12 protein-coding genes are annotated in these 14,475 nt (G+C 47.2%); 3 read left to right on the forward strand and 9 right to left on the reverse strand.

Features of this window, described 5'->3' with window-relative positions; genetic code table 11:
* Positions 1-103: 103 nt before the first annotated feature.
* Positions 104-1,483, reverse strand: coding sequence for a DNA repair protein RadA (gene radA, locus AAA946_RS12900; protein ID WP_338165214.1), 1,380 nt, complete (start codon positions 1,481-1,483; stop codon positions 104-106).
* Between the two features lie 255 nt (positions 1,484-1,738).
* On the opposite strand from radA, the gene AAA946_RS12905 reads away from it, so the two are divergent.
* Positions 1,739-4,084 (forward strand): PilZ domain-containing protein, encoded by a 2,346-nt coding sequence (locus AAA946_RS12905; protein ID WP_338165215.1) that lies wholly within the window; start codon positions 1,739-1,741, stop codon positions 4,082-4,084.
* Between the two features lie 94 nt (positions 4,085-4,178).
* Here AAA946_RS12905 and serB read toward each other — a convergent pair whose 3' ends face one another.
* Complete coding sequence (serB, locus tag AAA946_RS12910) at positions 4,179-5,147, reverse strand: phosphoserine phosphatase (RefSeq protein ID WP_338165216.1); 969 nt, start codon at positions 5,145-5,147, stop codon at positions 4,179-4,181.
* A gap of 108 nt (positions 5,148-5,255) precedes the next feature.
* Here serB and AAA946_RS12915 point away from each other — a divergent pair, with 108 nt between their 5' ends.
* Complete coding sequence (locus AAA946_RS12915) at positions 5,256-5,858, forward strand: YtjB family periplasmic protein (protein ID WP_338165217.1); 603 nt, start codon at positions 5,256-5,258, stop codon at positions 5,856-5,858.
* Between the two features lie 69 nt (positions 5,859-5,927).
* Here the strand turns inward: AAA946_RS12915 and deoD are convergent, their stop codons facing one another.
* From deoD to AAA946_RS12950, 7 genes are all read right to left on the reverse strand, one after another.
* Complete coding sequence (gene deoD, locus AAA946_RS12920) at positions 5,928-6,647, reverse strand: purine-nucleoside phosphorylase (protein ID WP_042496627.1); 720 nt, start codon at positions 6,645-6,647, stop codon at positions 5,928-5,930.
* A gap of 84 nt (positions 6,648-6,731) precedes the next feature.
* Positions 6,732-7,952, reverse strand: a complete 1,221-nt coding sequence (locus AAA946_RS12925) for a phosphopentomutase (protein WP_338165218.1) — start codon at positions 7,950-7,952, stop codon at positions 6,732-6,734.
* A gap of 15 nt (positions 7,953-7,967) precedes the next feature.
* Positions 7,968-9,302, reverse strand: a complete 1,335-nt coding sequence (gene deoA / locus AAA946_RS12930; protein WP_338165219.1) for a thymidine phosphorylase — start codon at positions 9,300-9,302, stop codon at positions 7,968-7,970.
* 155 nt (positions 9,303-9,457) lie between these two features.
* The gene (gene deoC, locus AAA946_RS12935; RefSeq protein ID WP_338165220.1) at positions 9,458-10,234 is read right to left on the reverse strand and encodes a deoxyribose-phosphate aldolase; all 777 of its coding nucleotides are present in this window, start codon (positions 10,232-10,234) and stop codon (positions 9,458-9,460) included.
* A 456-nt stretch (positions 10,235-10,690) separates the two neighbouring features.
* Positions 10,691-11,956 (reverse strand): NupC/NupG family nucleoside CNT transporter, encoded by a 1,266-nt coding sequence (locus AAA946_RS12940; protein WP_338165221.1) that lies wholly within the window; start codon positions 11,954-11,956, stop codon positions 10,691-10,693.
* Positions 11,957-12,161: 205 nt separating this feature from the next.
* Complete coding sequence (locus AAA946_RS12945; protein ID WP_338165222.1) at positions 12,162-12,935, reverse strand: TatD family hydrolase; 774 nt, start codon at positions 12,933-12,935, stop codon at positions 12,162-12,164.
* The gene (locus tag AAA946_RS12950) at positions 12,925-13,050 is read right to left on the reverse strand and encodes a DUF5363 family protein (protein ID WP_338165223.1); all 126 of its coding nucleotides are present in this window, start codon (positions 13,048-13,050) and stop codon (positions 12,925-12,927) included. The genes AAA946_RS12945 and AAA946_RS12950 overlap by 11 nt, the downstream gene beginning before the upstream one ends.
* A 324-nt stretch (positions 13,051-13,374) precedes the next feature.
* Between AAA946_RS12950 and AAA946_RS12955 the strand changes: the two genes are divergently transcribed.
* The gene (locus tag AAA946_RS12955) at positions 13,375-14,370 is read left to right on the forward strand and encodes a BMP family lipoprotein (protein ID WP_338165224.1); all 996 of its coding nucleotides are present in this window, start codon (positions 13,375-13,377) and stop codon (positions 14,368-14,370) included.
* The last annotated feature ends 105 nt before the right edge of the window (positions 14,371-14,475 follow it).

Here is a 14,475-nt window from a genome sequence, read left to right on the forward strand (position 1 = left end):
GATCGCAGTTAATTTTAGCTGCTCTTGGTGATTTTTCGATGTCATTTCGCAAAATCATACTTTTGTTGGCGGTATTCTACCTGAATTCAGGCAAAAACCACCATTAAAGTTCATCAAATGCTGAAATCGCTTCTGAAAGCTTCTTCACGCCATGGATCTGCATGCCTTCAATGCCGCCTTTTGGCATGTTCGCCGCCGGCACAATCGCTTTTTTAAAGCCGTGCTTAAACGCCTCCATCAAACGCTCTTGGCCACTCGGTACCGGACGAATTTCGCCCGCTAGTCCCACTTCACCAAATACCACCACATCTTTTGGCAATGGACGGTCACGGAAACTCGACAGCAGTGCCATAACCAAAGCAAGGTCGGCGCTGGTTTCTGTCACCTTCACGCCGCCCACCACATTGACGAACACATCTTGATCCGCCATTTGTAGTCCGCCGTGCTTGTGCAGTACCGCCAGTAACAATGACAAACGGTTTTGCTCAAGACCAACAGCCACTCGGCGTGGGTTCGCTAATTGGCTGTAATCCACCAGCGCTTGGATCTCTACCAGCAGCGGACGAGTCCCCTCCCAAACCACCATCACCGAGCTTCCTGAGGTTTCTTCTTCACCACGAGATAGGAAGATGGCCGACGGGTTGCTAACTTCTTTCAAGCCCTGCCCCGTCATAGCGAATACACCTAATTCGTTGACGGCTCCGAAACGGTTCTTATGACTGCGAAGCGTTCTAAAGCGGCTATCGGTGCCACCATCAAGGAGCACAGAGCAGTCAATAATGTGCTCGAGCACTTTAGGGCCCGCTAGCGTGCCATCTTTGGTTACGTGACCAACAATAAAAATCGCCACATTGTTTTGTTTCGCATAGCGCGTTAATGCTGTCGCCGATTCGCGAACTTGAGCCACACTGCCTGGAGAAGATTGAACATCGGCCACATGCATAACCTGAATAGAGTCGATGACCATCAGCTTTGGCTGTTCTTTTTCAGCGATTTGGCAAATACGATCGACATTGGTTTCAGAGAGCATTTTTAGATGCTCTTTGGGCAAACCTAAACGAGAAGCGCGCATCGCAACCTGTTGAAGCGATTCCTCACCCGTGACATACAGCGTTGGCATTTGCGAAGACAACCAACACATCGCTTGCAAGAGCAGCGTCGACTTACCGGCACCTGGGTTGCCGCCAATTAGAATCGCCGCACCCGGTACAACGCCGCCACCTAACACCCTGTCTAGCTCTTTGAAGCCACTGGTAAAACGTGGCACCTCTTGCAGGTCAATCTCAGACAGGGTTTGAATCGTTGATTCGTTTGCGCCACCAGCATAGCCCGTTAGTCGCTCGTTGCGCGCGACTTGAGGCGATGCCGCTAATCGCACCTCACTGATCGTATTCCAACTGCCACAAGCATTGCACTGCCCTTGCCAGCGTGGAAAGTCCGCGCCACAATCGTTACATACATAAGCTCTTTTCGCTTTTGCCATATTTTGAACTAACCTACTTACTCTGGTGCTTAACCTGCACTGGGTTGCATTAATTATTGATTAATCTATTAGTTTTGAGCATTAAAACGCTCAAAGTATTGTCAAGTTATGACAATACACAAAGAATAACGTGCAAGAATACCTTATCTTTCTTGTACATACCGTTAAGGTTTTCGGCATGGTCGCCGATATAAGGCATTACGCTGTACTTATTTTGATGACATCCATCATCACAGGGACACTTTAACAAAACTCATGCAGCAAACAGAAATACTTTCCATCGCAGAGCGCTTGATTACAGCCTATCATGCTGAAGACTTTGATCGGGTGCTAAATCAAGTCACTGAAGGTGAATCTCCTTCTACCAAATTATTGGTAAAAATGGAGCTCAATCGTCTTATGGCGCCTTGCCACAAGCGCATTGACCTGCGTGGACGCGTCTCCGCGAACTGTCACGAATATCAATTGGACGGACTGTCTCATTGGCTCGATGACCGAGCCTTCGACTCTTATCATCGCCTGACTCGTAAATACGGTGGCTATACCGAAGGGGTTTGGGAACTCTTAGTCGATAAGAAAACCCTCAGTAACCTAGGGGATGAGCAACGCAACGCCCATCGCGGTGATCTCACCGATCCACAAAGCCCATATGCTGCCAGCCCAATCAACTTGGGATACGATCTAAAACGTAAAGAGTGCCGGTTAAAAGTCGAATCACAGGTCTCAATCACTCTTGAAAATGGCGAGAGCATCATTGGCCTCAGTGTCGATTTATCTAGCTCTGGTGCCAAATTCAAAGTCCCCGGAACCTTTGACTATGACCTAGGCCAAATCATCAGCGTTAGCTTTGATGAACTGGCTGAAACGAGCCAGCTTAAAGAGATCACTAAACCCATTGAATATCGCGTGCTTGGTGTCGATGGCGTACATGGCATCTCGCCAGTGAAGTATTTGCGAACACTGCGGCTGACTCGCACCAACGCCGTCGAGTTGGTAGTCAACAAGATGCTCAATACCGAGTCAAAGAAAGTGCGCCATGACAATCAAGACCGTATAACTCGGGCGCGCACTCGTGGTTTTGAACACACCTATCTGAAACACGCCTGTAATCTCCCCCTATTTTTCAGCGGTAATGACCTAAAAGTCGCTCTGCTTACCGAAAACAACCAAGACATTTGGCGCTACTGGAACGATGAGCGCAACCAACAGTCACTGGCATCGCTATTTTCCAGCGAACGCATGGAGCTGCTGGTTAAAGCCGGCATAAAAGGCTGTAGTAACGTTCTCTATACGTTTACCCATGACCATAACGGCATGAAACTGTTTTACTCGATGATGATGCCAGAGGCGGATCGTCAAGAGCGCCAACTGTTCTGGCATGTCGGTGGGCGTCGCGCTAGTTGGCGCGCATTCCGCTTGTCGGTATTTGAGCTATCGACCGATGACATGCTAACAATTTCAAAACACTACAGTGAATTGGTGGGACACGATGAAAAGCTCACCCACTTCGGCATTTTGCAGGAAATCAGCGACGAGAGTTCTGCCAGTGACTATCTGTTTACCGAGAAGCCGCGTTTACCGGCCAGTACGCTCAACCGATTCAGACACCCAAGAAACATCAAATCCCAACCTCGCGGATTGTATTTTGATGCCAAGTCACGACGCAAGGAACCTAGGTATCAATTTAACTCACCGTTAGTTGCTACAACCTCGGAAGGCAAAGCTCTCTCCGGTAACACGGTGGACTTATCCAAACATGGGGCAAGTATCAGGCTTAATGAACCACTCAGCATGGCTTCAGGGTCTCTCATTTCCGTCGACTACCTAGAGCTGAAGCGATACAACCAACGTATTCCGCTTAATCAGGTACCGTATGAAATTGTTCGCCTATCGGCGGATAGAAGGACGGTACACCTTAAAATTGTCGAATCCGGTAAGACGGTTAAAACTATTGCGTTTTTCCGCGGCATTATTGAAAGCAATCAAGATAAGCTGGTTGCGCAGCAAGAGATCTTACCAAGTAGCTCATTACTAGAAGCACTGCACAATGTTCTACTCGGAAAAATGGTTTCAACCCCGGTTTATGTGGATAAACGTGGCACCTCAGTCAAATGCCGCTCTGTTGGCGTTAATTTCCCGCTTGCCGGTTACTTACAATTTTTCGAACGCATCGGGCACGATCAAAAGCTGGCCTTAGAGCCTATTTTTAAAGGCCGCAGTAATTCACTTTTGGCAGAGCCACTGAAACGTAAGCCAGGTGCTAAACCCGTCGCCTTTGAGCTCTACATTGGGGTACTGAAACTGGGTGACAGGATCCAGTCTATTCACACCAAAGTGCGCGATGAGTTTGAATCAACCCAGCAACGCATCAAGTTCATTAAAGATGCGCTGAATATGGGGGAATTGTATATTCTGCGGGTTACCTCAGGTCCAGTCTATGACGCGTTAACCATGCTAATGAAAAAGGACATCAATGAACTACTATCATTGAGCCTCAGCCATGCCCGAAACCTTGAGAATGAAATGACCGCCATTATTGGTTATTGCGAGCTCGTCGATATCACTGAAGAAGTCCTGATCCGTTTAGAAATGAACACCTAATTGATAGGGATAAAAAACGGCCCGTACTACGGGCCGTTTTTGTTGCTGCAATGATGAGCGCATCAATTAGATCGCATTCGCCAACCGGCAAAATTTACCAACCGATTTTTTTCTGTCTTGCCAGTAGCCCCGACAGGATACACACAATGCCGCCTAAGCCAGCATGCTTGATTGCCACCTGCGCCTGAGCTTCCACTTTTGGCTTGGCGTGGTAAGCAATACCCAGTCCTGCCACTCCCATCATCACCAAATCATTGGCACCATCCCCTACAGCGATGGTGTTATGCGGCTCCACTTCGTATTCCTCAGCCAGCTCCAGTAAGATATCCGCTTTGGTTTGTGCCGACACTACCTCGCCAACGACCTCACCGAGCAGCTTACCGTCTTTGATGGCCAGTGTATTGGACTGAGCAAAATCTAACTCCAACATCTGTTTAAGATGGTCAGAGAAATAGGTAAAACCACCTGAGGCGATCGCCGTCTTCCAGCCAAAACTTTGCAAGGTTTTGATCATTTCCTGCAGTTCTGGCATCAGTGGTAGCGTCTCACGCACCTCGGATAAAATGGCTTCATCCGCCCCTTTAAGTGCAGCGACACGTTGACGCAAGCTTTGCTCAAAATCCAGCTCGCCTTGCATCGCACGTTCCGTCACTTCAGAAACTTGCTCACCGACACCAGCAAGCTTAGCGATCTCATCAATGCACTCAATTTGAATAGCGGTAGAATCCATGTCCAACACAATCACGCCAGGTTTATTCAAATCGGGAACATCGCATAAGCGGGCATAATCGATATTGAGTTCATCCAATAGGCTGGCATGTTCGGCGGTTAAATTGCCCTCCATCAAGGCAACCTCATACTGACCAACTTGCCAGATATCTAAAATACGTGTGGTTTCTCCGACGTAAAAGTCCAGATCGTTGAATGCGTCTGTCGAAAGATACGGCGCGTACACAATCCATGTCGCTGCCCGTCTTTCTAGCGAATGCGCAAGAAGTGTCTCTGGGAATCGTTGTTTCAGTGGAATACGCTTGCTGATTGCAAGCGGCTTAATAGCATCCATGGCTAATCCTTCCTTATAATGTGCTCCCAAAACGTTACCCTATTGCAATTTGGTTGTGCAAGTATCAATATGAACCAATTAGTCATTTCTTAGTACTTTTGCACTTTTATGGACGGTTCACTGTTTTCGTTTAGGAACTTTTTACGCTTAGTCGCGCTTTGCTTGATTGGCGCTATGGTGTTTTTTATCACCACCAATAGCGTGCTGATCAGTAAAGGTAACGAACGTATCCAAGCTAACCAGCTCGAAGTTCTCTCCAAGGTTCTGATTTCTCAAGCCTCGCAATCGGCCAGGCAAATGCTTATCGACCAAGATCAAGAGCGCCTCGGTGCATTGACCAATCAGTTGGCCAACGAACGTTTGGTTCTAGATGCCACTGTCTATGATTCGGAAGGGGTGAAGGTTGCTGCCAGTGATAAGGCAAAAACCGTGCGTGAAGTATTGGGCCTAGATACGCCGCTATCGACAGCTCGCATTGGCCGTCAGCAATTGGTTGAGCCGATCATCAATGACAACACCATTATCGGCTTTGTACGCATCACCTTTGAAACTGGCAAAGTGACCGCAATCTCCGATCATCACTACCGCAAGAGTGATCGCTTTATGTATATGATGATCTTAATGAGTTTCTTGTGTGGACTACTGCTGATGGTACTGCTTCGCAAACAACCAAAGAACAAAGGCGAAAACCTACTGCTTAAGCAGCCCTAGCTAACCCAACAGCCAAAACGAAAAAAGCCTCGCAATCGCGAGGCTTTGTCTATTTACAAGGAACACGAATTACTCTGCGTCACCTAGAAGAACAGAATCTAGGGCAATTTCCATCATTTCGTTGAACGTGGTTGCACGCTCGTCTGATGTGGTTTGCTCACCCGTTTTAATGTGATCTGAAACCGTACAAATAGCCAGTGCTTTCGCGCCGTACTCTGCTGCGACACCGTAGATGCCTGCCGCTTCCATTTCCACACCAACGATGCCGTATTTGTCCATTACGTCAAACATCTCTGGATCTGGCGTGTAGAACAGTTCTGCTGAGAACAGGTTACCCACTTTTACGTCGATACCACGTGCTTTTGCTGCTTCTTCCGCGTTTTTCACCATTTTGTAGTCAGCGATTGCTGCAAAGTCATGGTTCTTGAAGCGAATACGGTTCACTTTTGAATCGGTACATGCGCCCATACCGATAACAACGTCGCGTACTTTGATGTCTTCGTTTACCGCGCCACAGCTACCCACACGAATGATCTTCTTCACACCAAAGTCTTTAATAAGTTCAGTCACATAGATTGAGCACGAAGGAATACCCATGCCGTGACCCATTACTGAGATACGACGACCTTTGTAAGTGCCTGTGTAACCGTACATATTACGAACATCACACACTTGTACTGCGTCATCTAAGAAGGTATCCGCGATGTATTTTGCACGTAGTGGATCACCCGGCATCAATACTACGTCAGCAAAATCACCCATTTCCGCGTTAATGTGAGGAGTTGCCATTGTTTTTTCCTTTATGTTGTTCGTGTAAATTTTAGGATTGGAGCAAGATACAGCTGAGCACCTAAGGTGCTCAGCTGCTATTAATTATAGGAAGTTCTTTCCGTAATCCATTGAGGATGTACCAAAGTAGCTTGCAAGGCTTTGACCAATATCAGCAAAGCTGTCACGAAGGCCCAAAGAACCTGCTGGTACTTTCTGACCGTAGACGATAACAGGAATATGCTCACGAGTATGGTCAGTGCCCTGCCATGTTGGATCGCAGCCGTGGTCAGCCGTCAAAATCAGTACGTCATCTTCTTGCATCAATTCAATCACTTCATGAATACGAGAGTCGAAGTACTCAAGCGCCGCAGCGTAGCCCGCTACATCACGGCGGTGACCGTATGCGGAGTCAAAGTCTACAAAGTTGGTGAATACGATGGTGTTATCACCCGCTTTTTGGATTTGCTCTTTCGTCGCTTCGAAAAGCGCAGGAATACCGGTTGCTTTCACTTTCTGAGTGATACCGCAGTTAGCGTAGATATCGGCAATCTTACCGATAGAGACCACTTCACCTTGCTTCTCTTCAACAAGCTTAGACAGCACAGTCGGCGCTGGCGGTTCAACTGACAGATCGCGACGGTTACCAGTACGCTCAAATTGACCTTTACCCGCACCGATAAATGGACGCGCAATAACACGGCCAATGTTGTAATCCTCTAGCTCTTCACGTGCAATTTGGCAAAGCTCTAGTAAGCGCTCAAGACCAAAGGTCTCTTCATGACACGCAATTTGGAATACCGAGTCGGCAGAGGTATAGAAGATAGGTTGGCCCGTCTTCATGTGCTCTTCGCCAAGGTCATCCAGCACTTGTGTACCTGATGCATGGCAGTTACCTAGGAAGCCATCAAGGCCTGCACGCTCAAGAATGCGGTCAGTCAGCTCTTTCGGGAAGCTATTCTCTTTATCAGTGAAGTAGCCCCAATCAAACAGAACCGGAACACCGGCAATTTCCCAGTGACCTGATGGAGTATCTTTACCAGAAGATAGCTCAGCCGCGTGACCGTAGGCACCGATGACCTCAACGTCGTCGCGAAGACCAAGAGCAAGCTTACCTGTCGACTCTTTATGAGCCATCGCCAAACCTAGTTTAGAAAGATTTGGCAGCTTCAGTTCGCCGCTGCGCTGATCGTTGTCAGCCAGGCCTTTCGCACACTGCTCAGCAATGTGACCCATAGTGTCTGAGCCGACATCACCAAATTTGTCTGCATCCGCGGTAGCGCCAATGCCAAAAGAATCTAACACTAAAATAAATGCACGTTTCATAACTTCTCTCCGTCCTTATGCCAAATTTTCCGCTCGAATATGGCGGTACACACAAGGAGTTTCTGTATAAGGTTCGTCTGAGACAGTAATCGCCGCTTTCAGCGCATTTGCCGCCTCTTGCCACTGAGCTTCACTGCGAGCGTGAATCATCGCGAGTGGCTTGTCTTGGTTTGCCGTTTCACCAAGTCTAATAAACTGGTCGAAACCGACCGCATAATCGATAGCATCGGTAGCGACACGGCGACCACCGCCCATACCGACTACTGCCATACCGATTGCGCGCGTATCCATAGCAGAAACGATGCCTTCAGCATCCGCAAACACCGGCTTAATGATTTCTGCTTTTTCCAAGTAGTTGTCGTAGTTTTCAACAAAATCAGCTGGGCCACCTAGGCCTTTGACCATTTTGCCAAAACACTCAGCCGCTTTGCCGTTATCGAGCACTTCGTTAAGCATCGATTCCGCTTGCTCTGTATCTTCTGCCAGCTTAGCCAGTACCAACATTTCACTGCACAGAGCCATGGTAACCGCATACAAACGTGGATTACGGTATTCACCAGTTAGGAACTGTACCGCTTCACGCACTTCAACAGCATTACCCGCTGACGATGCCAGCACCTGGTTCATATCGGTCAAAATAGCCGTCGTCTTAGTGCCTGCGCCGTTAGCAACTGCAACAATAGAGTTTGCTAGCTCTTCCGATGCTTCATAAGTTGGCATGAAAGCGCCTGAACCCACTTTGACATCCATCACCAGAGACTCTAAGCCTGCGGCAAGCTTCTTCGACAAGATAGACGCCGTGATAAGTGAAATGTTATCCACTGTCGCCGTAATATCGCGAGTCGCGTAAACGCGCTTGTCCGCTGGTGCTAAATCGCCAGTCTGGCCAATGATGGCAACGCCTGCGTCTTTGGTCACTTCTCCAAACACTTCGTTGGTTGGCGTAATGTCATAACCTGGGATAGATTCTAGCTTATCCAGTGTGCCACCTGTATGGCCAAGACCACGACCAGAAATCATAGGTACAAAACCACCACAAGCGGCAATCATAGGACCAAGCATTAGCGACGTCACATCACCAACACCACCGGTTGAATGCTTATCGACAATCGGACCGCCAAAGTTCATATGGCTCCAGTCGATAACCATGCCAGAGTCACGCATGGCACAAGTCAGTGCAATACGCTCTGGCATGGTCATTTCATTGAAGAAGATGGTCATCGCAAATGCGGCAATTTGACCTTCCGATACCGTATCGTTAGCGACACCTTGAATGAAAAAGTTGATCTCTTCCGCGCTGAGTTCATGACCGTCGCGTTTTTTACGAATAATTTCTTGAGGTAAATACATTAGTGCCTCCACAGCGAAGTGCTGAAGTACAAAATAAGTGTAGGGTAGAAGTTGCGGGGGTGTTGGGCTGGGCGCGGCTTCCTCCCGTAAGCCTTCCTCTACAAAGAGGAAGGCTAGGAAGATCAATCCACGAAACCTAAATCCCGCAAAGTAACTTAGTAAGCGCTTGGATCCGCTGTTTCGTCAGTTACTTCTAATGTATTCAGTAGGTTGGTCAGTAGGCTTGATGCACCAAAGCGGTAGTGCATGTTGTCTGCCCAATCTGCGCCTAGTATGTCGTCTGCCATTGCTAGGTATGCTGCTGCATCTTCCGCAGTACGTACGCCGCCAGCAGGTTTGAAACCAACGGTTTTAGCAACGTCCATATCACGAATGACTTCTAGCATCATGCGAGCGTATTCTGGCGTCGCGTTAACTGGCACTTTACCTGTTGAGGTTTTAATGAAGTCAGCGCCTGCTTTGATACAGATTTCTGATGCTTTCTTGATCAGAGCTTCTTCTTTTAGCTCACCGGTTTCGATGATCACTTTCAGAAGAATGTCGCCACACGCTTCTTTACACTGTTTCACAAGCTCAAAGCCCACTTCTTCGTTGCCAGCGATAAGTGCACGGTATGGGAATACTACGTCTACTTCGTCTGCGCCGTAAGCAACTGCTGCTTTGGTTTCTGCTACAGCAATTTCAATGTCATCGTTGCCGTGTGGGAAGTTAGTTACCGTCGCGATACGTACTTCTGGAGTACCTTGTTCACGAAGGGTTTTCTTAGCAATAGGAATAAAGCGAGGGTAAATACAGATCGCTGCTGTGTTGCCCACAGCGGTTTTCGCGTCGTGACATAGTGCGATCACTTTTTCGTTAGTGTCGTCGTCATTTAGCGTGGTTAGATCCATAAGTTTAAGTGCACGTAGAGCTGCTGATTTTAAATCGCTCATTTCTATCTCCGGTCAATATATTCAATTAATTATCTGACAAACACGTCAGCAATAAATGAACGGACTTGGTTCCTTGAAGACTCGGTATGGCAAACTCACTGCCTTACCAATTGCTATCCTTGTCACCGCACAGTACCTGCTCGTTAATATCACCTGATTCCTATCTGGGTGAGAACTGGCTCTGGCTGCATAACCCATGAGTCTGCAATAAAGAAAAAACATCACGAGTTACTGAGTAGCCTATACAGTATAGGAGCGATATCTAAAACGGTAGTACTGATTAAAACGCAAACGGTTTGTATCTCAAAAAAGTTCCGTTGTCTATCTAAACCCCAGAGTCCTATCTGGGTCGTTGGAAGGTACTACCCTCCAAATAACAAAAAAGCCCCGCAGCAATCTCTTGCTACGGGGCGATTTATAATGGCGTCTATATACTGTTTAACCTAACGCGAGCAATTACATGCCAGCGAGAGTTAGACAGAAGCCTGCAATCGTTGCAGCCATCAAGTTAGATAGCGTACCAGCGATTACTGCTTTCACACCCATGCGAGCGATATCACCGCGACGCTTAGGCGCAAGGCTACCCAGACCACCTAGTAGGATTGCGATAGAAGATAGGTTCGCAAAACCACATAGAGCGAATGAAATGATTGCCTTGGTTTTCTCAGAAAGAACAACTGGCGCTGCTTCGCTTAGGTAAGGGGCAAACTGAGAGTATGCTACGAATTCGTTCGCAACGGTCTTCATACCGATGAACTCACCCGCGATAGTCGCTTCAGACCATGGCACACCTAGTAGGAATGCTAGTGGCGAGAAGATCCAACCTAGAATCATTTCTAGACGTAGTTCAGGCATACCAACCCAGCCACCGATGCCACCAAGCATACCGTTAACTAGTGCGATAAGACCGATGAATGCAATTAGCATTGCACCTACGTTAAGAGCTAGTTGAAGACCTGCTGATGCACCGCCCGCTGCTGCGTCGATTACGTTAGCTGGCTTGTCGTCGCCTTCTGCGCTCATGTCGTGCAGCTGTTCAACTGGCTCATCAGTTTCTGGCTTGATGATTTTAGCGAATAGAAGACCACCTGGTGCTGCCATGAATGATGCCGCAACTAGGTACTCAATTGGCACGCCCATTGAAGCGTAACCTGCCAGTACACCACCAGCGATAGAAGCTAGACCACCACACATTACTGCGAACAGTTCAGATTGAGTCATCTTAGGTACGAAAGGACGCACAACTAGAGGAGCTTCTGTTTGACCTACGAAAATGTTAGCTGCTGCTGACATAGATTCCGCACGAGAAGTACCTAGTGCTTTTTGCAGGCCGCCACCAAGAATCTTGATAACCCACTGCATAACACCTAGGTAGTAAAGTACAGAAATAAGCGCAGAGAAGAAGATTAGTGTAGGTAGTACACGGAAAGCGAAGATGAAACCGCCGCCGCCGAATACTTCAAACATTTTACCTGATACTAGGCCACCAAATAGGAATGACGTACCGTCATTACCGTAGTTGATCACGTTAGATACAGCATCAGAGAAGCTGCGTAGTACTTCTTGTCCCCAAGGAACGTAAAGAACGAATGCACCTAGTGCAAATTGGATAGCAAATGCGCCACCCACAGTTCTGATATTAATAGCTTTGCGGTTGTCTGAAAGCAGTACTGCGATTGCAATAAGTGCGACCATACCAACCAGGCTCATAAACAGGCTCATAGTTTATGACTTCCTTATATTGAATAATTTGGCGTGTAACAAAATTTGAAGCTCAAAAGCGGGGGCGATTATACAAACCCACAGAAAAGAAAGTAGTACCCCCCTCACACTTTCGTTCTGAACACATGGTGGATACACTAAGATTTGTGATCGATTTCACAAAAAGATGGTGCAAACGATTTCGAATTCACAAATTTACGCATTTTTAGTCACAAAATTTAAACGTCAATTTGCCATTAATTGATAATTGTGAGGTAACCGTTTGCTCAGATTCATTTCGCAGCTCAATCAAAGACGATAGCACCATGTTTACCATCTTGGGTTCATTGGGAAGGCCTTGATAGCCACTTAATGGCATATCTGGTGCATCCGTTTCTATTAACAAACTCTCTAGTGGCAGTGCTGCGATCGTGGCGCGTGTTTTCTTAGCTCTAGGGTAAGTGATCACCCCACCAACACCGATTTTTAACCCCAGTTTTATGAAGTCCATCGCCTGTTGAACGCTACCACTAAACCCATGAACCACTCCGCCATATTGAGGAGAATTACGCTTTAATAACGCCACCAGATCCTGATGCGCTTTTCGGCAATGGAGTAAAATCGGCAATTGGCTCTGGTTAGCAATATCAATTTGAGCGTTGAGATACTGTTTTTGCAGCGTTTCATTTTCTCGGCCATGATAGAAATCCAGACCGCACTCACCAATGGCGACACACTTTTCAGGTAGCATAGGTGTCACCCTTGCTGCCAAATTATCCAAACTACGCTCATTCAGATCATCGAGAAATTGCGGATGAAAACCAAGCGCGTAGTAAATGTCGTCGTTGTGCTCACTCAGTGTTTGGATGGTCGTCCAATTCGCTTCATTGATCGCTGGGACAATGATTTTCTCAACCCCCTGCTCTCTCGCCTCCCTCAGCACCTGTTGCAAATCTTTTTGCTGTGCAAGTAAATCCAAATGGCAGTGGCTATCTATCATCGTCTTGTGGCTCTTTCTTATATGGTACGCAGCTGCGCTTATTTTCTGGTGTTAATCCGAGGGACTCACACCACTCGTCATATTTAGCTAGCCATCTCTTAAACAACTTCAACATGATGCTCCGCTCCTTCATCAAAAAACATTGTAATCGATTGCAATAACAAGATGTTGCGCCTCGATATACAAAGAATAGCTGTAATAGTTAGTGTTTTATCACTAAGTTGTGACTTACACCTCAATGCTGCCATGCAAGGCGTTTTTTTTGCACACGCAAACGATAAAATGTCGCACATTGTTTGTAAACTGAACGATTTGCTATCAGCATGACTATTCGGATATTTACAAACGACTACTTTCTAGGCACGAGTAATTTGGACATCGCCTAGCCTATCGAAACGTCAATGATGCCCCATCATTCGACACTATAAGGGAATTGATCGTGAAAAAAACTATTCTAAAAATGTCTGCACTCGCAGTGGCAGTGACTTCTTTTGGTGCATTCGCAGCAAAACCAGCAGTGGTTTACGATACAGCCGGTAAATTCGACAAATCGTTTAACGAAGCTGTATTCCAAAACGGTGTTAAAGTTTTCAATGCAGACAAAGGCATCAAAGTACGTGAATTTGAACCACAGAATGAAGCACAGCGCGAGCAAGGTCTACGCCGTCTAGCAAGCCGTGGCTTCACTCCAATCGTGGCGGTCGGCTTTAACATGGCATCTGCTGTTGAAAAAGTCGCGACCGAATTCCCAGACATTCAATTTACTATCATCGATATGGTAGTCGACAAGCCAAACGTTCAATCTATCATCTTTAAAGAGCACGAAGGCTCCTTCCTAGTGGGTGCTCTTGCCGCTAAAGCATCTAAGACAGACAAAGTAGGCTTCGTTGGTGGTATGGATATCCCACTGATTCGTAAGTTCGAGTGTGGCTACCGCCAAGGTGCGAAATACGCAAACCCACAAATCGAAACCTTCCAAAACATGACTGGCTCTACGCCAGCGGCATTTGCTGACCCTGCAAAAGGCTCTGAGCTTGCGAAATCTCAGTTCTCTAAAGGCGCAGACGTTATCTACGCAGCAGCTGGCGGCACAGGTATGGGTGTTTACCAAGCAGCGAAAGATGCGGGCAACTTCGCTATCGGCGTTGACTCAAACCAAAACCACCTACAACCAGGCACTATGCTGACTTCAATGGTTAAGAAAGTAGGCGTAGCCGCTTACAACACATGGGAAGAAGCAGAGCAAGGCAACTGGGAAGCAGGCATCAAGGTACTTGGTCTAAAAGAAGGTGCGGTTGAATGGGCATACGATGACTACAACAAAGACCTGATCACTCCAGAAATGAAGACTTACCTAGACGGCCTTAAAGCTGACATCGTATCAGGCAAGATCGCCGTGCACGACTACATGTCTGACAACACATGTAACATCTAACGATTTCTTACTCAGAATGAAGGCCTAGGATTGGTATTTTTATCAATAACCTAGGCAACCATAACAACGCCGTTGCCCTCAAGCAGCGGCGTATAATTATAAGGC

This window comes from Vibrio sp. 10N, assembly GCF_036245475.1.
Lineage (GTDB): Bacteria > Pseudomonadota > Gammaproteobacteria > Enterobacterales > Vibrionaceae > Vibrio.